The organism is Tolypothrix sp. PCC 7601 (assembly GCF_025677855.1).
GTDB lineage: Bacteria > Cyanobacteriota > Cyanobacteriia > Cyanobacteriales > Nostocaceae > Aulosira > Aulosira diplosiphon.
Genome location: NZ_CP064879.1, coordinates 6,171,147 through 6,192,189, shown reverse-complemented (window position 1 = coordinate 6,192,189; position 21,043 = coordinate 6,171,147). Strand labels below are relative to the sequence as shown.

At 42.9% G+C, this 21,043-nt stretch carries 21 protein-coding genes; 9 read left to right on the top strand and 12 right to left on the bottom strand.

The features are described 5' to 3' along the window. Positions 1–21: 21 nt before the first annotated feature. The 8 genes from HG267_RS25385 to HG267_RS25350 form a co-directional block, all read right to left on the bottom strand. Entirely contained in the window at positions 22–693 is a 672-nt protein-coding gene (locus HG267_RS25385) for a DUF4277 domain-containing protein (RefSeq protein WP_228045159.1), read from the bottom strand. Between the two features lie 296 nt (positions 694–989). Continuing rightward, positions 990–2,060, bottom strand: coding sequence for an aldo/keto reductase (locus tag HG267_RS25380; RefSeq protein WP_045868536.1), 1,071 nt, complete (start codon positions 2,058–2,060; stop codon positions 990–992). Between the two features lie 36 nt (positions 2,061–2,096). Continuing rightward, the gene (locus tag HG267_RS25375) at positions 2,097–2,579 is read right to left on the bottom strand and encodes a nuclear transport factor 2 family protein (protein ID WP_045868535.1); all 483 of its coding nucleotides are present in this window, start codon (positions 2,577–2,579) and stop codon (positions 2,097–2,099) included. Positions 2,580–2,810: 231 nt separating this feature from the next. After that, positions 2,811–3,173 (bottom strand): VOC family protein, encoded by a 363-nt coding sequence (locus HG267_RS25370; RefSeq protein ID WP_045868534.1) that lies wholly within the window; start codon positions 3,171–3,173, stop codon positions 2,811–2,813. A 30-nt stretch (positions 3,174–3,203) separates the two neighbouring features. Continuing rightward, positions 3,204–3,449 (bottom strand): DUF4287 domain-containing protein, encoded by a 246-nt coding sequence (locus tag HG267_RS25365; RefSeq protein WP_235623020.1) that lies wholly within the window; start codon positions 3,447–3,449, stop codon positions 3,204–3,206. Between the two features lie 143 nt (positions 3,450–3,592). Beyond that, positions 3,593–4,651, bottom strand: a complete 1,059-nt coding sequence (locus HG267_RS25360; protein ID WP_045868532.1) for an ester cyclase — start codon at positions 4,649–4,651, stop codon at positions 3,593–3,595. Between the two features lie 100 nt (positions 4,652–4,751). After that, positions 4,752–5,780, bottom strand: a complete 1,029-nt coding sequence (locus tag HG267_RS25355; RefSeq protein ID WP_045868531.1) for an ester cyclase — start codon at positions 5,778–5,780, stop codon at positions 4,752–4,754. Between the two features lie 54 nt (positions 5,781–5,834). Then, positions 5,835–7,205: a cytochrome P450 gene (locus HG267_RS25350; protein ID WP_168160935.1), complete on the bottom strand. Its 1,371-nt coding sequence runs from the start codon at positions 7,203–7,205 to the stop codon at positions 5,835–5,837. Positions 7,206–7,462: 257 nt separating this feature from the next. On the opposite strand from HG267_RS25350, the gene HG267_RS25345 reads away from it, so the two are divergent. The 5 genes from HG267_RS25345 (at position 7,463) to HG267_RS25325 (ending at position 11,849) form a co-directional block, all read left to right on the top strand. After that, positions 7,463–8,122, top strand: a complete 660-nt coding sequence (locus HG267_RS25345; protein ID WP_045868529.1) for a DUF6073 family protein — start codon at positions 7,463–7,465, stop codon at positions 8,120–8,122. Positions 8,123–8,142: 20 nt separating this feature from the next. Continuing rightward, positions 8,143–9,186: an SRPBCC family protein gene (locus HG267_RS25340; protein WP_045868528.1), complete on the top strand. Its 1,044-nt coding sequence runs from the start codon at positions 8,143–8,145 to the stop codon at positions 9,184–9,186. A 668-nt stretch (positions 9,187–9,854) separates the two neighbouring features. Further along, positions 9,855–10,115, top strand: coding sequence for a hypothetical protein (locus HG267_RS25335; protein WP_155539020.1), 261 nt, complete (start codon positions 9,855–9,857; stop codon positions 10,113–10,115). 76 nt (positions 10,116–10,191) lie between these two features. Continuing rightward, positions 10,192–10,578 (top strand): hypothetical protein, encoded by a 387-nt coding sequence (locus HG267_RS25330; protein ID WP_045868526.1) that lies wholly within the window; start codon positions 10,192–10,194, stop codon positions 10,576–10,578. A 77-nt stretch (positions 10,579–10,655) separates the two neighbouring features. Next, on the top strand, positions 10,656–11,849 hold the full coding sequence (locus HG267_RS25325; protein WP_045868525.1) for an SAM-dependent methyltransferase: 1,194 nt from the start codon (positions 10,656–10,658) through the stop codon (positions 11,847–11,849). A 44-nt stretch (positions 11,850–11,893) separates the two neighbouring features. Here the strand turns inward: HG267_RS25325 and HG267_RS25320 are convergent, their stop codons facing one another. Then, positions 11,894–12,079, bottom strand: coding sequence for a hypothetical protein (locus tag HG267_RS25320; protein WP_155539018.1), 186 nt, complete (start codon positions 12,077–12,079; stop codon positions 11,894–11,896). 81 nt (positions 12,080–12,160) lie between these two features. Between HG267_RS25320 and HG267_RS25315 the strand changes: the two genes are divergently transcribed. The 4 genes from HG267_RS25315 to efeB all read left to right on the top strand — a co-directional run bounded on the left by HG267_RS25315 (position 12,161) and on the right by efeB (position 17,207). Further along, on the top strand, positions 12,161–13,549 hold the full coding sequence (locus HG267_RS25315) for an IS4 family transposase (RefSeq protein ID WP_045868524.1): 1,389 nt from the start codon (positions 12,161–12,163) through the stop codon (positions 13,547–13,549). A 265-nt stretch (positions 13,550–13,814) separates the two neighbouring features. Beyond that, positions 13,815–14,651 carry an iron uptake transporter permease EfeU gene (gene efeU, locus HG267_RS25310; RefSeq protein WP_045868523.1) on the top strand — a complete coding sequence of 279 codons (837 nt, stop codon included), beginning with the start codon at positions 13,815–13,817 and terminating at the stop codon, positions 14,649–14,651. Between the two features lie 67 nt (positions 14,652–14,718). Then, the gene (gene efeO / locus HG267_RS25305; protein ID WP_304412421.1) at positions 14,719–15,918 is read left to right on the top strand and encodes an iron uptake system protein EfeO; all 1,200 of its coding nucleotides are present in this window, start codon (positions 14,719–14,721) and stop codon (positions 15,916–15,918) included. Positions 15,919–15,935: 17 nt separating this feature from the next. Next, positions 15,936–17,207 carry an iron uptake transporter deferrochelatase/peroxidase subunit gene (efeB, locus tag HG267_RS25300; protein ID WP_194007705.1) on the top strand — a complete coding sequence of 424 codons (1,272 nt, stop codon included), beginning with the start codon at positions 15,936–15,938 and terminating at the stop codon, positions 17,205–17,207. Positions 17,208–17,735: 528 nt separating this feature from the next. Here efeB and HG267_RS25295 read toward each other — a convergent pair. From HG267_RS25295 to HG267_RS25285, 3 genes are all read right to left on the bottom strand, one after another. After that, entirely contained in the window at positions 17,736–18,533 is a 798-nt protein-coding gene (locus HG267_RS25295; RefSeq protein ID WP_045868522.1) for an OST-HTH/LOTUS domain-containing protein, read from the bottom strand. Positions 18,534–18,689: 156 nt separating this feature from the next. Then, positions 18,690–20,240, bottom strand: a complete 1,551-nt coding sequence (locus tag HG267_RS25290; protein ID WP_045868521.1) for a GMC oxidoreductase — start codon at positions 20,238–20,240, stop codon at positions 18,690–18,692. A gap of 144 nt (positions 20,241–20,384) precedes the next feature. Then, positions 20,385–21,005 carry a heme-copper oxidase subunit III gene (locus HG267_RS25285; RefSeq protein WP_045868942.1) on the bottom strand — a complete coding sequence of 207 codons (621 nt, stop codon included), beginning with the start codon at positions 21,003–21,005 and terminating at the stop codon, positions 20,385–20,387. Between the last annotated feature and the right edge of the window lie 38 nt (positions 21,006–21,043).

Sequence of the window (21,043 nt, the reverse complement as noted above, 5' to 3'; positions counted from 1 at the left end):
CCCCCAAAACTATATCGTAAACTACCATTTTTTAGCGATCGCAGAAGTTTTCGGTCTACTGACTTTTTGTATATTTTGCCAAGTGGGAAAATATAACGGGTCATCGGCTCCATTTCCTTCGAGGGTGGCGCTAACTAACGGCATTCCCATCGGGTCAAGCGTTGCTAACAACTGACGATATTGCAATAAGTCTGGGCGTTTATCTTTGGAATAGCCATAACACAGTAGATTCTCTTCTGTATCGCTTTGATTTTCATGGTTGACACTGAAACTCGTTGTGTCCGTGCGTGCCCTAGTCGTTGGTAATTCGTAGGCTTTAATTATCTGCCTTCCTAATTTGATTTCTATTTCCTGCCTAGCAAGTGATTGCTTTCCTAATTCTTCTACTACCCTTGCCAATCGGTCATCACTAGCATCTTTTTCTCCTATCGACCATCCCGTACTTAATTCCAATATTCTTCGGTGTGTTTCTACCCATGCTTCGACCGCACACAAGCGATGGTCTGATTGAGTGATTATATATGTTAGAAATAATACACTCAACTGCCCATAGCTCATTCCTTGGTGGTTTCCGTGTGGTTTCTTCAATTTTTGGTCGATATGTTTGGCTATTTCAATTTGCTTGAGCCATTCAACTATCAATGGAATATCGTCTATCCGCTCGGAGCTTATTTTTACTTCTGTCTCGCTCATCGATGCACTCCATTCCAACACAATCTGAGCTTCACACTACCCTCAAATCCTCTCTCATAATACCTTTGCTTTAAAAATCGTCTTAACCCTTACCGATAAAGCCATTAATTCCTTTTACTGCTTCAAAATCGGCGAACGCACAGTTTGAGAATGACAATATCATTTTTAGCGTTCCGCTAGGTTGCCGCAGGCATCGCTCTGTTCGCAAGTTATATCTAGTTCATTTGTTCTACTAAAACCCATCTCTATTTGGCACTTTGTCAATATTTAGATGCGTTTGCCCTGGCCCTCTCTCCTCATCCTCTTATTTTGGCTAAGGTATTGTACTCAGCAACGTCTATTAAATCTAGCATCCCCCCATATATGAATTTTTTGACTATATTGCTGGCCAAAAAGTCATGAGGATAACCTAGTTCAATCTCGCTGATCCTATTGAGTCGATGGATATGTTCTTCAGTCAAATTGAAGTTACAGCAGTCCAGATTTTCCTTGGCTTGCTGTGCTGTACGTACACCGATAATGGGAATCACATTTTGATGTCTGAGCCAATTAAGAGCTACTTGGGCTGGGGTTTGGCCAATCTCTTGAGCAATCTTGCTGACTTCTTCCGCAATCAACCAATTGCGATCACTCCTCTCAACAAAGTGTCCCATGATGGGATCATCCAAACGATTTGGCTGTGCGGTGTGACTCACTGTGCAATTATGTCGGCTGTATTTGCCAGTCAGCCAACCACTTGCAAGTGGAGTCCATGCGGTAACTCCGATGCCCAAAGCTTGTGCCATTGGGAGTAACTCGCGCTCAACCTCTCTGGCAATCAAATTGTATTCAATCTGCAACCCAATGAAGGCAGACCATCCCCGCAGTTCAGCTAGTGTGTTAGCCTGGGCAACAATCCAGGCAGGCGCATTCGAGACACCTATGTAAAGAATTTTGCCCTGTTGTATCATATCGTCCAAGGCGCGCATAACTTCTTGGACGGGGGTCATAAAGTCCCACACGTTGAGCCAAAGAAGATCGATATAGTCTGTATGCAGTCGCTTTAAACTGGTTTCTACAGAGCGCACCATGCTCTTACGATGGCTGCCAGAACTATTGATATCATTGGTGAGATTGCTCCCAGTATATTTAGTTGCTAAAACAATTCGTCCTCTGTCAGTGGCGATAAACTCACCTAGCCATTGTTCACTCGAACCATAGGAGTTAGAACTGTCAATGAAGTTGCCACCTGACTCGGTAAAGATATCATAAATTTTTTGACTTTCTGCTTGAGAAGATCCCCAGTTCAATCCTTCCTTAAACCCCATTGTCCCTAGACAAAGGCCGGAGACGCGCAGTCCGCTTTTGCCTAACAGTTTGTATCTCATGTTTTTGATCCATCTTGTCGATCTGATATCAATCGGTCATGGAGAAACAAAGGATATATGAGAAGACGCTATCTGCCAACCAGTATCCCGTTTGACATAGGAATTGGTATCGCGGTATGTACCACTGAAATCTTTTTCTTCAAAGTTACCTCTCATCTGAAACTGGCTGACCAGCACTGCCACATTTCCATAGAATTTCGCGCTTTCAACATTTCTTTCAAATTCATTCCAATTTATTCCCCCAGGTGAGGGACTCAAGATATGCTCAATCATGTTTTGTTTGTCAATCACATTCCCGGTATTATCAACCAAGGTGAAATCATCATCAATCATTTGCTCCAATGCTGATTCGTCCTTGCGAACAATGACTTCCTGAAAATCGCTGAGAAATTCCATGATCTCTTTCTTGGGAGATTTTCTCCGTTTTTTGGGAACTTCCACTCCTAGAAATCCTTCAAAAAAAGCTCGCAGTGTCCTGCCAGTTTCGTAAAGGCGCTCATCAATATTGTTGTCATACATTGTTTTTTCCTCTTTGTGGTTCGGTATAATCATGTTTAGTCTGAGTGCCACTGTTAAGCTAGGCGCGCCAAAATTGCTGAATTTCTGGTTATGCTCGTCATTAGTGAGCCAGCTGACTTCACAAGTTAATGTGCATCTTGTCTGCGGCGTAATAGCTTACCTGTAGAGGAATGGTACTGATGATCTCACAAGATGCAATATAACGACAGTCTAGAATACAAGTCTTGAACGTCACTCACGCAGAACAAATGTGTTGCCATCTTGATCAACAAATGTAGCCATGACCCCTCCCGGTTGTTCCACAGGTTCCTGCGTAAAATTCACACCTTGTTGACGCAACTGTTCATAGGTTTTGTGGATGTCCTGACATTTTAAGACAATTCCGGTAAACGTCCCGATTCTCTCTTCCAAGCCAGGGGGAGTCCACAGTGCCAAGCTCGTCTCAGCGCCTGATGGTAATACCTCAATCCAACGAGCATTTGCTCCCATTGGCTCATTGGCGATCAACTCAAAACCCAGCACGTTGGTGTAGAAGTCCAAAGCCTTGTCCTGGTCTTTAACACAAACACCAACTTTAGCAATGTTAGTAATCATCTGAGTGATATTACGGAAAAATGTCTTACATTAGTCACTTTCTGCTTGTTTTAGCCCATGTTCCCACTCGTATCGGGCAGTTACGGCTTGCGACCACCAAGGACTAAGTGCGTATTGGGAGCGGAGATATGCCGCCGTTTTGGTATGTCCTTGCTCTTTAACGTCCCACTGGTCGAGTATAGAGAACCATTCGTCCCAGCCTTTACCAGTTTTAGCCTTTACCGTCTCCTCTTTAATACTGCGCGATCCTGCTTTTGATTTAGCCATTTGCCTCACTCCTAACAAGGTAGAAAGCTGACCTTTGAGTCACTTGCTGGTCGCTAGTCTCGTATTATAGAGGATGTTTTGGTCTATGCCTACCGAGAATGAAAACCCTGCTGTGATTGATTATAGGGTGATGTGAATGAATCGGGTTCCTCCTAACTAGGTACATTTCCTGTCTGGGAATACACGCTTCGTCTGCCACTCTCGTCGCCTGGAGTGCGAGGTACAAATTCGAGTTTTGCACCGATCGCATCTGCTGTACTGATGAAATCGTAGATACCCCAGTGTTCAGCGATTTTGCCATCCTCAAACCGCAGGAATTCAATTCCGGGAATGACGACAGGCTTGTTAGTGGCTGGGATACCCATGAACTCACCCCCATGTTGGGCATGTAAATCATACAAAACCGCTAACATCTCTCCTTCACCAACTATGGCGAGATTTTCTTCTCGCGCCGCAAAGAAAGCTGATTGCCATGCAGAAAATCGACTCTGCACACCTTCTAACCCAGGTAAATCTCTGGGGCTGGCTGCGTGGTCAATGAAGTCGGAGGTGAGATGCTTGGCTAAGGTCTCAACTCGCCAGTCTTGCCCATTGAATACCTCGATTTGGAAGCGAAACAATGCTGCTTTGTTACGTGCAACGCGATCGCTGGTTTCTCCGACGTTAATCACATTGATGGGAATGCCATGACGATCATCCGGGCCAAATCCTGGGTAAACTTCCTGGCTGGCATCCTCTGTATTTACCTGATCTGCTGCTAAAGGCTGCATTTTGATCCTAGCCCCAATTTCAGCAGCAGTGCTGAGATAGTCATAAATTGACCAGAAGTCAGATATCTTACCATTTTTGAAGCGGAGGATTTCGATCGCCGGAATCATCACCTGCCGATTAGTTGCCTCAATTCCCATGAATGGGCCTGTGTGTTTGGCGTGCATATAGCACAACGTCGCCACCATATCGCCTTCGCCCAGTACGGCGTAATTCTCTTTGTAGGCTTGACTAAAGGCACTAGACCAGCGTTCTAGTCGATGGGCAACCCCCTGAATTCCAGGCTCGGCCTTGGGGCCTGCCGTGTGATCAACAAAGTCAGAAGTGAGGTATTTTTCTAAGGTTTCAATCCGCCAATCGTGCTGATTAAAAACTTCCTCTTGAAATTTCCGCAATGTTGCTTTGTTGTTTTCTGATGCTACGTTCTCATAATTGTCAGACATATTCATCTCCTGGCGAGAGCTGCTTAAGTAAGCGGTTAACTTTTGATGGGATGTAATTGATCGCGATCGCCATCACCAAAGCTGATCGCACAAAATATCCCTAGTCTTCAATTCCGTCGATGCCATAGCCATGATGCAGATGGTGTCTACAATAAAGTTCACCTGGCTCTGCAATCATGGCACACCGCCGCAGTGTCCCCTTGAGAAGCGTCTGGCACTGGCGTGATTTATTTTTGACGAGTTCTCGCAACTGGGCCAATTTTTCCTCAGAAGCTCCAGCAGCAATAGCGGCTTCATAAGCTTTTTCAGCCATGCTACTGTCAAAGCCCTGTTGCGCCCGAACTGCCATAATATCTTCCGTTAATGGAGCCATTGCTTGAGCTGCGAAGATATCTTCAAAAGGATTGATATGACGATGTTCAACAATGACACCGTTCTCACACTTGATCGCGTGCAGTGTGGGAATAGCAATCTGGTGGTCAGCAGGAGGACGGCCAAAGAATTCTTCATACTGAGTACCGCGCCCTGTAATCAGTCCTACACAGGCGCGTTCATCGGAAGAAATAATTTCGTAGATCACCATGAACCAGTCTGGGAAAGCCCGGAAAAGTCCTTTCAGCATTCTGACATGGGACTCTGAACTAATCGGATCGTTACCAAAATAAGTTTTGCTATAAAACCCTTCTGGATGGAAGAGTTTTTTCATATTTTCGTAGTCTCGCGCATTTTCGCACTCGATATAGCGGTAAAATAAGGCGACATTTTGTAGTCGTAGTTCCTGTGGCGAGATAGCCACTTTGCCTTGCACAACTTGATCAAAGAGACGATTTTTTTCCTCTGTGGTCATTGCAGTTGTGTCTTCTGGCAATACATAGTTCCTGGTTGCTTGTTCCTCAACGTAGCGAGCAAGCAGACTCAGATGCAGCTGACGTGTTTCTTCTTCTTGGGAAACCAGCGTCTCTTTACCAGCTATAGAGATCGGGCCTGAAAGTAATAGTTCGACGAGAGTTTCTTTGAGTTGTGCGCTCATCGAAGCCCAATTTTCGGGAATAAAAATGTTGCTATTGTTGGTAACGGTAAGATTGCTCTCTGAGTGCTTGGTGAGAGGATCTCTTTTGAATTGGGTCATGAAAGTCAAGTCCTTATGTGATGGTCATTGTGATTGATATCCTGCATTCGGAACTCATCTCAACTCTGGAATAGGAATCTCAAAACTCGTCTGAACTGGAGCTCGACGGGTATATTTGACAAGACAAGGAAAACGGGGTCGCATCACTCCCATCTCAAAATCACGCCCTGGATTCGGTTTTACCAACTCTAGGTTGTAGCGTTGTAACAATAGGCTCAATATACATTTCATCTCGTTAATCCCGAAGCTGGCGCCAGGACAACGGTATAACCCAGCGCCAAAACCGACTAGGCTGTACTCTTGTTTTTGCTCCTCTGCTCTGCGTGGCGCAAAACGCTCTGGATCATAAATTTCCGCTTGGGAAAACACATGCGGTAAACGATGAGCAATCGCTGGACAAATCATCGTAAACCAACCTTGCGGAATGTAATAGCCATCCAATTCATAGGCCTGAGCATTATAGCGGGCATGGTGGCTCATTACCGGATACATCCGTTCTGTTTCTTTGAGCGCCCATCCTAGTCTATCCAGTCGATTCAGACTTTCAACGTTGATCTGCTTTGGATCGTTGTGCAATATGGAATCCTGTTCATCCAAAACACGACTTAAGTAATTGGGATGTTGCAGCAGTTGAATTAAACTCCAGCAGCACTGTGCAGATGTGGTGATATAGGCAGTAAATACGGTCATGAGTGCTAAACCCACAATCATCTCATCGGTATCTAGACATTTGTCGAGATATTTACCGGCCACAATTGTTTGTAAAAAATCGTCGTAGCGTTCAGGATATGCCTGACGCTCTGCAATCACAGGTTGGATCAGTTCAATCAATTTTTGGCGAGCGCGATCGCGTCGTCGAAAACGAGGTAGAGGCAGATTTGGAGGCAACACAAAATCCATTCCTCTAGCAAGATCTTCGTAGAGTGGCAAAAACTCTGAGATTCGCTGACGAATTGTTTGCCCCATGAAAGCACTGGCTGCAATCTTCATTCCCACTGCTGAAAAAGCTTCATACAGTTCAAACGTGCCAGAATCGCCTAAGCTATCAAGCCAAGCCAAAATTTCTCGCACCATAACCTCAACGTGAATCTGCATCTTCTTTCCCTGGAAAGCAGAATGCAATAAAGCAAGCTGTTTTTTGCGAACATCTTCATCCTCGATCGCATTCAGGACTTTCCCAAACATCGGGATAACGAACCTGTACACTTCTGGCATGGATAAAATCTTATCGACCTGGGTAAAGAAGAAGCGATGATACTCTGGCCCAATCAGCACCACCGCCTGTTGCGGGCCCAGACGCAGCGAAAAAATGGGGCCGAGTGTCTTGTAACCTTGCCAAAAAACCTCCAAATGATCCTTGTGATAATCAAGGAAATTGCCGAAGAACGGTAAGCCGCAAAGAGTCGGTGGTGTCGGAAGAGTCAAGGCAGTTCTCCTTGCTAATAACACCATGATGTTAATGATGTTGCCAGAGGGTAAAGGTGGCTTACTTCTTCGAGATTGCTTTATTTAAAATGCTTTCAAAGGTTGTACTCTCATACTCGTTTGAGAAGTGAGGGTAAGACAGCTAAGAACTCATGAACTGGCGAATTGAGCAAATTGAGAGAAGTTGGGGTGATGTGTTTTCAGTCAGAATAATCACTGTAATAGACACGCGAATAATTTTATAAGGATTGATTGATATGACAACCATTGTCACCAACCCGAAAATCACTTGGGGGCCGCGCGTTGATTTACGTGATTTGCCAAATCTCTATGCACCACAGACTGTTGACCCTTACACCCCCCCACCTCCTGGTATTGACAATTTAGGCATTAGCTCCACCGACACCTTTATGATTCCTGGAAAAGGTGAATTTAAGGTTGATTTTCAGGGCTATGTTCGGGTTGCCCGTTCTCAGCCTTCTACAGATCAGTGGCTAGATTCAGAAGTTTATACAAACTTAATTGAAATGTGTATGCGAGGGGAAGCCCCTGAAATTGGACAGATCGTCGTGACGCTGAACCCAGATATTCTATCTACGGGAATGCTGCGGACACCTTGGGCAGATATGAACTGTGAACAACCTGAGAAAGCTTGCCGGATGGCGGTTGCAGCATTATTTACTCTGCCACAATTGGGGATGACGCTGTTTAACAAGGAACCGATTGAGTTAACTATTGACCATGTGCAAGCAATTCCGCCTGCGGGTAATCCTGGAGAAGGGCGAATTTACCAAGTGTTACCGTTATTCGATCTTGCCAATCCAGATAGCAAGCCAGCCGCCTACCTCACAGGCCTCAAGTTTGCAATGGGCAATTACGTTACCGAGGCTCAACTCCAAAGTATTGCATCTGAATAGAGTAATTAAGGCAAGCATCCATGACTGACTCTAGTGTTAACGCCATTAACGATTTTGCTCGTCCAGATGGCAAGCCGCCACCCAATTTCGTGGATAGATTTCGTCTGGCTAACCTGGATGGGACAGACATAATGATTCCTCGTCTCGGAATAGCCAGTGCTCGCACACTGGTTCGCGATCGCTGGGAGCAATTGGTCACTAGTATTGATCTGCCAGCATCCCTAGAGATCGTTTGGCAGGCATTGACCAATCCTGATGCTCTCAAGCTTTGGCTGGCGGTGTGTCATGGTTCCTTACTGCAAGTTGATCAAGATTGTATGCTGGACTTTGAAGATGGAGAGTTTTTTCTCTGTCGTTCGGCTGTAGTTGAGCCATCTCATCGATTGCAATATTTTTGGCGTTGGTTGGGTATTGGTCAAGCTACATCCGTTACCTGGGATTTAGAAGCGATCACCACTGGAACGCGCATCACTGTCACCGAAGAAGCCCTGAATCCCCCCTGGGATTGGCAAACTTGGAACGGCGGCGGATGGAACGGCATCCTCGATCAACTAGCGAACTACTTACGTACTGGCACCGAATGGCGTTGGTGCTGGCGACGGATGGGTCCTTATGCCCAAATTGAACTGCCAGCATCAACCTATGAAACTTGGGATAGGCTTTTTAGCCCTCCCAGCCTGAAATACTGGCTGCTGGCAACGCAGGGCAATATCGCACCAAATCAGTCACTCCCCATTTTGATTGGAGATGCCAGTGGAATGGTAGAAATGGCAATTCAGGAGGTTGTTCTGCCAGGACAGTCTCCGCCGTCGTTCTTACCCCATATCTCATTTTCGCTCACTCGTCCAGTCTGGCAAACGACGGTAGAAGGACGACTATGGCTTGAGCCAGCCGGATGGGGACGTAGCTTCCTTCAGGTGTTTCACTACAACTGGGAAAACTTGCCTGCAGGATTGCAACTGTCAGAACGCAAGATTTTCACTCGTTTTTGGGCAGATGCCATGCAGCGAGCGAGTTTGATATTTAGAGCACTTGATGCAACGGCTGGGCCACATAACTGGTAAGCAAGCTGATGTGGGTTCGCAGACTAAGTGAAATTTTCCGAACGCAATATGTGGGGTTTCGGCGGATTTGTTTCGGACTTAGTGTGGGTTCGCAGACTAAGTGAAATTTACCTACCAAATTCGCAGACTTATTGAAATTTGCCGCCAAAATAACAAGCAAGGGCTGAATTGATTGTTGTATAAGGATTGTAGCTGATTTGTTTCGCACTCAATTGTTGAGTGCGAATTTTTTAGGCACTAGGTTTAATATAGCTGCAAGCGATCGCAATTCATTGCCGAGAAGTTTTTCAAAGCCACACCCACTCAGTTTTAAAGGCTACAAAAAAACTAGAGCGGCAAAGTTAACTGGAGAAATTGAGCTTCTAGAGAAGCCTTCTCAACCCGCTAACACCACATAACCTAGCCTATACTTTTCTCTTGAAGATCTGCGACCGCACAAAAGTGTTAGGCGGTCGCACCCATGCCAAATGCTTGTGCGGCAATGCTTTCCAATTTTATGCACAAATAATTTCTTAACTTTTTCTTTCTCAAAAATTTGGTGCTGCGTATTTATCCAGTAAGTCACACTCAGCCCTTACGAATTGTGCTAGATGCTGGTGGTGTGTGCCTTTATAGACTAATCTTCGATCAAGTTCAAAAAGTCAAACTACTGTCCTAAAATGGTTTCAGTGTCAGAGATTTCAGTTATCGCGCCACCAGTTGAACAAATCCCTAATCCTTGGGAACTGGAGCCAGAACTACAACCCCTGACTCTCGAAACCAGCTTAATTGTAATACCATTCTCTACACTCAAGTTACTACCACCAGCATCAAAATTACAACTGAAACATTCTAAAACTACTAAGAAAACTGCTTCAACTGCCAAATCCAAATCTACTACAGATAAACCTCCTCGCAAACCCAGTAGACCAAGGAAGAAAGCGGCTTAATTTCAATCTTTCAGTTTGACGTAGAGCGATCACATATCAAGTGATCGCTCAATTTGATGTTTCAACCTTTTAAGATATGCAAGCGGCGCACTGTGCATTAGTAGTAGCTCTAAAATACGCTCCAGATAACCCAGGTTTTGCACTTGCAAGACAGCATTTAGAAACAGCAATCGCACTTTCTGACGAATATTACAAAACCCAATACAGCATTTTCTGGAAAACTTCCAGTGAAAAAGTGAAACGGCGAATTCGTTCAAAGTGCAATCAACTGGCTTTTGATATATATTCACAAATGCTGGAATTAGCCTGTTTGGTGAACGAATATGCAGCCGAGAAAACATCTCTTAGCATCCCAGAGCCTCAATCTTGGCAAGAATTTATTCATAATTTGGATTGTGCTTTTGACTGGATTGAACGTGAACATCCAAAAGAGATTTACATCAAACAATTAACTTTGCTTTGATTTCCTGCTGCTGGGCAAAGTCTTCTAATAGCAGTATTGGCTACGCCAAGCTGAAGTGAAGATTAATATGTATAGATATGGTCAGCCAAATCGCTACACAAGGATGCCTGTTTGACCTACAAACAGTTCTAGACTATGGGCAATCAGTGGTAAATGTTGCCCAAGAACTAGCCAAATCACTAATTGATCATCGACCTCTGTCCACAAAAATAATTCAATCGCAGATGAATCGCTATTTCCTCGGCACTGCGGCTGAAGGCGCGTGGTTGTGGAAGGATGCGTATGAAGCAATCGAAGTTGCACTCATCCTCTACCTCCGCCACACAAGATTGACACAAAATCCCCTCGAACAACTGCAACTGCTTGAATCGCTTTGCCCCACGCATACCCGCCGCAGTCAGGAGCAGCTGAAACTTCAGCAGTTTTCAACACCATTACCATTGGCTTACTTGGTTGCAAAAGCTGGACAAATTAATAGTAATGACCTTGTGTTAGAACCAAGTGCAGGAACCGGGATATTAGCCCAGTTCGCAAAACTTCAGGGTGCGAGTCTGATGCTTAATGAACTAGCCCAAGATAGAACAAAAATTCTCCGGCGCTTGTTTCCTGGTGTTCCTTTATTCTCTGTCAACGCCGAGCAAATCAATGATTATTTAGCTATTAAGACTCAGCCATCGGTAATGTTGATCAACCCACCATTTTCTTCATCACCTAAAATTAGCGATCGCAATCCAGATGCCACGGCTCGTCATCTGAATTCAGCATTGCAGCGATTGTGCAATGGCGGACGGTTGGTAACAATCACTGCTAATTGGTTCTCATCTGCAAATCCCACTTGGCGAGAGACCTTTACGAGGTTGCAGGAAAAAGCAACAGTAGTGCTTTCAATCGGAGTCAACGGCAAAGTGTACTCCAAGCATGGTACACAAATCGACACTCGGCTGACGGTAATCGATAAAGTGCCTGCTGCTAATCCTACGGAGATTTCTTGTCTTCCTCAAACTGTAGAGCTTGCCGAACTGCTGAAGCTGATTGAGCAAATTCCAGCACGACCAGTATGGCAGCATCCTACTGAAACTGTTCAAATCCCTGCCAGGAAAATTATTGCACTACCGAAACAGACTGCAAGGGAGCAACCAGAAATAACCTTAGAACTAAAAGAAGTTGTAGTCCTGGATTATGATCTGGTCGAGTGGACTGCAACCGAAGGTTTAAAAGATGCACTTTATGAGAGCTATCGCCCACAAAGAGTGAGAATCGAATGGCACTAAGAAAAGCTATAAGCTATGCGTAACAAGCTCTACAGCTTTTAAAGCTATTGAACAATGGAAGGATGGCTCAGAAGATTATCGTTAATGAAGTTTCGTTTTACGCGATCGCTTTGAGGAGGCCTTATTTGTGATGATAGCTTGCGTCCTCCTGGGAGCGATCGCGTAGCCCCAGAAGGGCGATCGCGCTCGAAGAGTGGAATGGATGAAACAAGTATGTAGGGAATGTGCAAAAATTTTTGTAGGTAGAAAAAGCTTACTCGTTCATGAAATACTTTCTTTGATACAAGTAAGCCAATAGCATAACTACTACTGTGACAAATCGTGTGACAATCCTCAAGGATAAATTTAACCAAAGTCTGGGATTACCTTTTAAAGAATTGTTACCATACTCGGTAATTGAGAAAGTCCTAGGGGAGTTAAAAATTAAATATAAGAAGCGATTGTTTGACCCAATTGTAACATTATGGGCATTTTTATCTCAGGTTTTAGATACTGATAAAAGTTGCCACAATGCCGTGAGTAAAATAATTGCCTATTTAACAGGAGAAGGAGTGGAAATTCCTTCTCTTCGAGACGCTCCGCGAACAACTGATACAAGTGCTTACTGTCAAGCACGGTCAAGATTGCCGGAAAAGTTATTAGAAAAACTTTTCAATCAGGCTGGGAAAAATATAGAAGAGAAAGTGACGACAGAACATTTATGGTGTGGTCGAAATGTCTTGGTAATAGACGGTTCAACTGTCTCCATGCCTGACACTGCGGAGAACCAGAAAGCATACCCTCAACTAAAAACTCAAAAATCTGGATGTGGATTTCCAATTGCCAAAATTGGTGTGCTATTTAGTTTAGCAACAGGTGCTGCTGTTGCCTTAGTTATAGATGTTCTGAATACTCATGATATCAAACTTGCTCGTCAACTATATCAGTTTCTTAATCCCTTAGATATCCTTTTAGGAGATAGAGCTTTTTGCGCTTATGCCGATATAGTCGCTATTAAAAAACTTGATTGTGATGCAGTATTCCGTAAACATCAAAGCCGGAAAAACTCTATGAGAAAAGGTAAGATTGTTGGAGAATGTGACAAGTTAGTGACTTGGCACAAACCTAAAATCTGCCCCAAAGGATTGAGTTTAGATGAATTTGATGCTCTACCTCCAATTATAACTGTGCGAGAGATTTACTATTATATTGTTATTCCCGGTTTCCGGACTCAAAGAGTTAGTTTAATCACTACCCTCCTAGATAAAACAACTTATTCTACTTTAGAAATCGTTGGGCTTTACGGTAAACGTTGGGATGTTGAACTAGATTTAAGACATCTCAAAACTACTTTGGGCATGGATATTTTGCGATGTAAAACCCCTTCAATGGTACGCAAAGAAATTTATGCTTATTTGCTCGTTTATAATCTACTTCGTAGTTTGATGTGGTCGGCAGGTACTACTTACAGCACTCCTCCGTTACGCTTGTCTTTGCAAGGCACGCGCCATCATTTAAACAACTTTATTCACCAATTGTTAGCCGCTTCTTCTAAAAAATGTCTCCGAATTTATCGGACTTTACTTAAAGTTATTGTTCATAAAGCAGTTCCCTATCGCCCAGGTCGAAGCGAAGCAAGAGTGCGTAAACGCCGCCCGAAAGCTTACCCCTTAATGACGAAACCCCGGCACGAATTACGCAAGCAATTGCAAACTGCTTAAACCGCAAGTGTTTCAGCTTTTCTTAGTGCCATTCGTATCAGTTTCTTCCTAGATGAGGAGATTGAGAGCAGAGAATAAATGTCAAATCTTGGAGATGGACTTGTCCCTTTTTTCTCTCCATCCACACGAAATAAACAGTATCGGTATTCAGCTTTGTTCTCAATTGTTAACTTTTTTCCTCTGACGCATTGTCATACATTTGACAATTAATATCAACTAATTCTAAAGTAAGTTCTGGGTTAAAAGAGAAACTTTAGCGATAAATATGCTTGCCACTTTTCTAATCATGTTTCGGGAAGGGGTGGAAGCGGCTTTGATTGTTGGTATTATTGCCAGTTACCTCAAGCAAACTGGACGCACCTATCTGATGAAAGCCGTGTGGATGGGAATTATCCTGGCTACTTTACTATGTTTGGCATTGGCAATAATTTTGCAAGCAACAAGCGGTGATTTTCCTCAACAAGAACAGGAATTATTTGCAGGTGCAATCTCAGTAGTTGCTGTTGGGGTGCTAACCTGGATGGTTTTTTGGATGCGCCGCGCAGCGCGTTCGATTAAAGGTGAGTTGCACAGCCAAATTGAAACCGCAATTTCCCAAGGTGATAGATGGGGTTTGGCGTTGGTAGGGATGTCATTTTTCGCTGTGCTGCGTGAAGGGTTGGAAACAGTAGTGTTTCTGCTGGCTAGTTTTCAGCAAAACTTGGGATTTGGCGTACCATTAGGTGCAGTCTTGGGATACCTAGCCGCGATCGCCGTTGGAGTCGGAATTTATCAAGGTGGTATTCGGATTAACCTGAGAAAATTTTTCAAGTGGACAGGAGTTTTTATTATTGTCGTGGCTGCGGGACTGCTTGCAGGTGCGGTACGTGCTTTTCATGAAGCGGGAATTTGGAATTCACTACAAAATATCGTATTTGATGCTAGTCAAACTCTTCCTACACATGGAGTTATTGGTTCAGTTTTAGCAGGTATTTTTAGCTACAACGATGCTCCTACCCTTGGGGAAGCGATCGCCTATTTTGGCTATTTGATTCCTACATTGGTGCTGTTCTTTTCTGGAAGTCAGACAACACAAAAGACTGCTGTCAATCGTTCCCAGTAAGTCAAGATGTGTTCGGAAGTTATTGGAAGTAGCAATCATCTTATGTAATATTACATAGAAAATAAGTATGAAAATTCAAATTTGTCAGTGGATGTATATACCTGCGATCGCTTGTTTGATAGGTTTAACAACAACAGCCTGTGACTCTAACAAAACCAGCCAAAACAGCAATAATTCATCCAATGTCCAAACTGTTAGCAACATAGATAGCAAAACCATTCCCGAAACTGCAATTACAGTCACAGATAAAGGTTGCGAACCCAATCAACTAACAGTTACAGCAGGTAAAAATACCTTTGTGATTACCAATAAAAGTAGTCAATCTTTAGAGTGGGAAATTTTATCTGGTGTGAAGGTGGTTGCTGAGAGGGAAAATATTGCACCTGGGTTTGTACAAAAGCTCAAAGAACAGTTGGAAGCAGGGGAATATGACATGGCTTGCGGTTTACGCAGCAACGCCAAAGGTAAACTCATAGTCAAGGCTGGAGATAACGCCATCCAAGCAAGTACTACTGTTGACCAGAATAAACTCATTGGTGCGATCGCCGAATACAAAGTTTACGTCACCAAAGAAACTGACAAATTGGTAGATCAAACGAAAACCTTTACCGATGCAGTCATCGCAGGCGACCTGAAAACAGCGAAGCAATTATATGCACCTACCCGCGTTCATTGGGAACGCATAGAACCAATTGCCGAACTCTTTTCTGACCTTGATGGTAGTATGGATGCTCGCGCCGATGACTTCCAAAATAAAGAAGCAGACCCCAAATTTACAGGCTTTCACCGCATAGAAAAAGCACTTTTTCAAGACAACACTACCAAAGGTATGAAACCCATTGCCGAAAAGTTGAACAAAGATGTTCTAGAGTTGCAAAAGCGGATAGCCACACTGACTATTGAGCCAAAAAATATGGTTGGTGGTGCTGCGGCTTTAATTGAAGAAGTTGCTAAAACCAAGATTTCTGGAGAAGAAGACCGCTATAGTCGGACTGATTTGTGGGATTTTAATTCTAACGTTGAAGGTTCTCAAAAGATAGTTGAATTGTTGCGATCGCAAATTCAAAAAAACAATCCACAACTACTGAAGCGAGTAGATGATAATTTTGCCAAGGTAAATCAGGGATTGACAAAATACAAAGCTCCTGAAGGTGGCTTTGTTACTTATGAAAAGCTGACTGAAGGCGACAAAAAAGACTTAAAAGCAGCAATTACCGTCTTAGCCGAAGACCTCTCGCAACTGCGGGGAACCCTTGGTGTGGAATGAAATAAGGAATCAAGATAATGTCGTCTACTGTCAAAAAACTAGATTTACACATCACCCCTCGCATTAGCCGTCGAGACCTCTTAATTGGGATGGCCGCAGCTGGTGGAGTTGCAGCTTTAACTACACTGAGTTTTCGGAAACTTGTTGCTAATAGCGAGGACACTACCCAAGAAAGACAACCTTTTTTTGGTGTTCATCAAGCGGGTATTTTAACCCCTGCATCTGCTTCAGCATTAATTGTGAGCTTTGATGTTGTCGCCAAAACTAAAGAAGATTTAGTCAGACTATTTAAAACTCTGACCGAACGAATTGAATTTTTAATGGTTGGAGGAACTCCCAAAATTGTAGACTCGAAACTTCCACCTACCGACTCTGGTGTTTTAGGTACGAAAGTCTTTCCTGATAACCTCACAGTTACAGTTGCAGTAGGAGCATCATTATTTGATAACCGCTATGGTTTAAGCCATCTCAAACCAAAGCATTTAATCACTATGACTGACTTTCCGAATGATGCTTTGGATGCTAGTTTGTGTCATGGAGATTTGTTAATTCAATTTTGTTCAAATACAGCCGAAACTAATATTCACGCACTACGCGATATTATCAAAAACTTTCCAGATTTATTGAGTTTACGTTGGAAGATGGAAGGCTTTCTTCCACCCCATACTATCAAGAAACTGGGTAAAGATACGGTACGTAATTTATTAGGTTTTAAAGATGGTACAGCAAATCTAGATGTTAACGACAATGGCTTAATGAATCGAGTTGTGTGGGTACAACCAAACACCGATGAACCTGCTTGGACTGTTGGTGGTACATATCAAGTAGTGCGAGTGATTCGTAACTTTGTTGAACGTTGGGACAGAACACCATTACAAGAACAACAGACAATTATCGGGCGTGATAAGGATATTGGCGCACCTCTGGGAATGAAACATGAGCATGATATTCCTAACTATAAAAAAGACCCCAAAGGTAAACAAATTCCTTTAGACGCTCATATTCGCCTCGCCAATCCCCGCCAGTCAGAATCGAGTTTAATACTGCGTCGTGGCTTCAATTACTCCCGTGGATATGACAAATCTGGACAGCTAGATATGGGATTGCTGTTTGTTTGTTTCCAGTCAAATTTAGAGAAAGGTTTTATTACAGTCCAGTCACGCTTAAATGGAGAGCCTTTAGAAGAGTATATCAAACCGATTGGTGGCGGATATTTCTTTGCTTTACCAGGAGTTTTGGCAAAAGATGGTTATCTCGGTCAATCTTTATTAGAAGCAGGGAAAGCTTAAGACTTTGATGACACAAAATAGAGGTGTAGGGGGAGATTGTTCATCAGTCAACCATGTCATAACAAGAGTAAATTATTGAACTTTTTTGTGAATATTTCATATTTAACTTTTAAAAACTCTGACAGCTTGTCTTTTGACATTCCCATACTTGTCAAGTAATAATAAAAATCATATTCGCTTCAAGTATGTCCTATTGAAACATAGAGGTGCATACATACCTACCTGTTATATAATTGAGGGATACAAAATTGTTTGTATCCCTTGTTTATTTATTGAGATTTGTGATTTACTGAAGTTTATAATACAATTATTAGACATCTCCAAAATTACACTTCAAAAATCAGGTGATATGGAGATTAAAAATACTGTGATCAAGCTACATACAAACTTTTCCATTGCCATTCTCTATGTTTCATAGTGGTGATTTTTTCCATCGATTTCATTAAAATGCACTCATTTAATAAACTTGAAATAGATAACACCCAAACAAAGCTAAAGTTTATTCATCAATCGTGTAGATTAGTGTAGCTATTGCAGAACTTTGCTTTTATATAGAACAGATACACCGTTTTGCTGGACATTTTGGCTCTCAATAATTTCAAATAAGCCAGACACTTTCAAAACACCTTTTAGAGTTTTAATTCCGTACTTTTTTGGTGTACACTCAGGATATTGACTCTTAATAAATTCCCCTGCTCTTGCTAGCAAAGTCATATCACCTATTTTGTCTGTGTTTGTTTCGGCTAAACGGAGTAACTTGACAATTTGTGTATTATCCCATCCTGTATCAGATGGATTGTCAAGATTGATATATTCAACCTTAGAGGTAACTTCTGCTCTGAATTGCTTGTATAACAAATCTATTTTTGGATGAGATTCAGCATAATTTTCCCGAAGTAGGTACAGCACGCCCAATACAAACAGCTTTATGTCTTGATAAAAAGATAATGCTTCTTGGTGTTGTGATTCTAAGTCAGCAATACAGTTCAAACATCCTTCCTTAGTGGCTAATATGTTTATACCTTCCGACTCTCCAAAGTGATGAATCAGTTTGTTCCGATTAGCAACTACTTTTTTTAAGTTCTCAACAAAGTAATCAGAATCATACTCACAAGAATCAATCAAGCTATTTATTAGATTCCCTAGAGTTTGTGACTTATTTGCTTTTTTATAACTCCGAAAGCTATCTATACCCTTTTGACTACCATCTGAGTGTATATACGGAAGAAGTAATTTCAAGCCTTTTTCAATTTGCTGAAATATCAATACATTTCGTCCTATTTGTTTGAAGACTTCATTCACCAGTTCGTGATATTCTTTTTCCATGACAAAGGAAAATTTCGAGAAAACAATCAAGTCTAACCATCACATAGGTTGGGCTTTAAGTTAAAATATTAAGCCTGTAAATCTGGTATTTGCATCAGTGATGTTTCTGAAAACGCCAAAGTCACCACCTCAAAGATTGAAGTAGGTTGTAATCAATTAATGTAAGCGTTCAATCAAGCGATCGCCAACTCGCAACGCATTAGCGATAATAGTTAAAGCCGGACTCACCCCAGAATTAGACGGGAAGAAACTACCATCAACAACATAGAGATTATTCACATCATGGGTGCGACAATCAAGGTCAAGCACAGATGTTTTTGCATCTTCCCCAAACCGACAAGTACCGCACTGATTCGCCACCACTTGAATCGGGCTATCACTACGGGGATAAATACCGCGACGAAACACCGGGTTTTCTGAGGTGCGGTCTACAGCTTTGAGGATATTCGTCCAGCGATAAATCAGGCGATCGTGTGCCTCGATATTATTAGGCGTATAATCCAAATACAACTTATCACCTACTACCCGCACCCGATTTTTTGGGTCAGGTAAATCTTCCGTTTGTAACCACCAACCAATAGAATGATTGGCTAACTGTCGCATTCCAAACCCAGGTACTAACCTCGACATCAGCGATAACAAAGGCGATGCTTCGGACGGAATCATTTCTTGCAGAATACTACCTGTATTTTGAATATGACCCATCGGGAAAGGAAACTCTGATTCTCCCCAATAAAAATCATTCACAGAGATGGTTTTCTGAAAAACCGTTGGGTTTGGTGTCGGGCTGAGTTGTACCATCGCCGTCATCAGGTGTTTCATAAAATTACGTCCCACCAAATCGGAACTATTAGCAAGTCCTTTGGGGTGTTTGTCATTTGCAGAACGTAATAACAACGCCGCCGAATTTACCGCACCACAAGCTAACACGAAAATATCTGCAAAAAATAGATAGGATTGTCCATCAATTTCTGCTTCCACAGCTTTTACTTCCACACCAGATGGGTTAGTGTGTAAACGCACAACCTTAGCTGAGGTTTTCAAAGTGACATTGGGATGTGATAAAGCTGGGTTAATTCCCACAGTATGAGCATCAGCTTTCGCATCTATTTTACAAGGGAAACCATCACAGGTGTGACATCGGATACAATCACTCTTGAGTGCTAAAGGTAAATGTGTTGGATGTAGCCCTTGTTGGGAGATAGCATCAGCAATTTCCTGCATCCGCGCTTCGTGACTAACTTCGGAATAGGGATAAGTTTCGCTGTGGGGTGGTTCTGTAGGGTCATCGCCTGATTTACCGTGGACATGGTAGAGTTTCTCGGCTTCGGTGTAATAGGGTTCAAAGTCTTGGTATTTCAAAGGCCACTCAATTGAAACCCCATCTTGATGTTTAACTTCTTTAAAATCTCTTTCCCGCATCCGCAGCAGTGCTGCACCATATACTTTTGTATTCCCACCTACCCAATAATTAATTTGCGGACGAAATGGTTCGCCGGCGCTGTCGTACCATTGTTCTTGAGTGTGATAACGTTCTTTTTTGAAGACTTCAACAGCACTCCAATTTTCTTCTTCTTTGGGGAGAAAATTGCTGCGTTCTAGAATGAGGATTTTTTTACCAGTGGGGGCGAGTTTATATGCTAATGTACCGCCACCGGCACCAGTACCAACGATGATAATGTCGTAGTGTTGATCGTCGATAATCATAAGGGTTTTCTGTGAGAAAGTGAGAATAGGAAAGGCTCACGCATTCGGCGTTCGCGTAGCGTCCCGTAGGGAAGCCGTTCTCGTTCGCGGTAGCGTTGCGTAGCAAAGAGTAGGCGCAAAGACGCAAAGGTAAGGATTTATTACTCATTGCCAGATGTAGATGAGGAGAAATAAAATAATCCAAATTACATCGACGAAGTGCCAAAATAGGGAAGTTGCATCTACGCCAAAATGACCTTTATCGTAATTACCGGGGATGAGCGATCGCACTAACATAATTAACTGCAACACCACACCAGTGAAAACGTGCAAACCGTGGAATCCTGTTAGTAGATAAAACATTCCCCCGAATACGCCAGATGTCACAGTAAAATGCAGGCTATTCCATTCAACTGCTTGGCCATATAAAAAGTAGCTACCCATCGCCATTGTTGTTAACCAAAGCAGGCGAAATCCCCACATATTATGACGTTTTAGGGCAAGTTCCGCGAAATAAATCACAAAGCTACTGGAAACCAAAATCACCGTATTAATTGCCGGTTCCCTAACTTCTAATCCCTCAACACCAGGCGGTAGCCAATCAGGAGTTGTGGTTTTATAAACAATATATCCCGCAAAAAAACTCAAGAAAATAATGCTTTCCGAAAGTAAAAATACGATAAAGCCAAACATACTATTGGCGGCTTCATCATGAGTATGTTCAACAGTCCTCGTCTCCAAAGACTCCTGCAACTCTTCTCGACTAATAGAACTATTCACAGTCATAACTCCCTCCTTCTCTCTGCGCCTCTGCGCTACGCCAG

Bases quoted from the DNA above. Each gene is read 5' to 3' on its own strand.
- HG267_RS25345 (WP_045868529.1), top strand. From the start codon at position 7,463: ATGACAACCATTGTCACCAACCCGAAAATCACTTGGGGGCCGCGCGTT.
- HG267_RS25380 (WP_045868536.1), bottom strand. From the start codon at position 2,060: ATGAGATACAAACTGTTAGGCAAAAGCGGACTGCGCGTCTCCGGCCTT.
- HG267_RS25355 (WP_045868531.1), bottom strand. From the start codon at position 5,780: ATGACCCAATTCAAAAGAGATCCTCTCACCAAGCACTCAGAGAGCAAT.
- HG267_RS25285 (WP_045868942.1), bottom strand. From the start codon at position 21,005: ATGACTGTGAATAGTTCTATTAGTCGAGAAGAGTTGCAGGAGTCTTTG.
- HG267_RS25295 (WP_045868522.1), bottom strand. From the start codon at position 18,533: ATGGAAAAAGAATATCACGAACTGGTGAATGAAGTCTTCAAACAAATA.
- HG267_RS25370 (WP_045868534.1), bottom strand. From the start codon at position 3,173: ATGATTACTAACATTGCTAAAGTTGGTGTTTGTGTTAAAGACCAGGAC.
- HG267_RS25375 (WP_045868535.1), bottom strand. From the start codon at position 2,579: ATGTATGACAACAATATTGATGAGCGCCTTTACGAAACTGGCAGGACA.
- efeO (WP_304412421.1), top strand. From the start codon at position 14,719: ATGAAAATTCAAATTTGTCAGTGGATGTATATACCTGCGATCGCTTGT.
- HG267_RS25340 (WP_045868528.1), top strand. From the start codon at position 8,143: ATGACTGACTCTAGTGTTAACGCCATTAACGATTTTGCTCGTCCAGAT.
- HG267_RS25330 (WP_045868526.1), top strand. From the start codon at position 10,192: ATGCAAGCGGCGCACTGTGCATTAGTAGTAGCTCTAAAATACGCTCCA.
- efeU (WP_045868523.1), top strand. From the start codon at position 13,815: ATGCTTGCCACTTTTCTAATCATGTTTCGGGAAGGGGTGGAAGCGGCT.
- HG267_RS25290 (WP_045868521.1), bottom strand. From the start codon at position 20,240: ATGATTATCGACGATCAACACTACGACATTATCATCGTTGGTACTGGT.
- HG267_RS25325 (WP_045868525.1), top strand. From the start codon at position 10,656: ATGGTCAGCCAAATCGCTACACAAGGATGCCTGTTTGACCTACAAACA.
- HG267_RS25360 (WP_045868532.1), bottom strand. From the start codon at position 4,651: ATGTCTGACAATTATGAGAACGTAGCATCAGAAAACAACAAAGCAACA.
- HG267_RS25385 (WP_228045159.1), bottom strand. From the start codon at position 693: ATGAGCGAGACAGAAGTAAAAATAAGCTCCGAGCGGATAGACGATATT.
- efeB (WP_194007705.1), top strand. From the start codon at position 15,936: ATGTCGTCTACTGTCAAAAAACTAGATTTACACATCACCCCTCGCATT.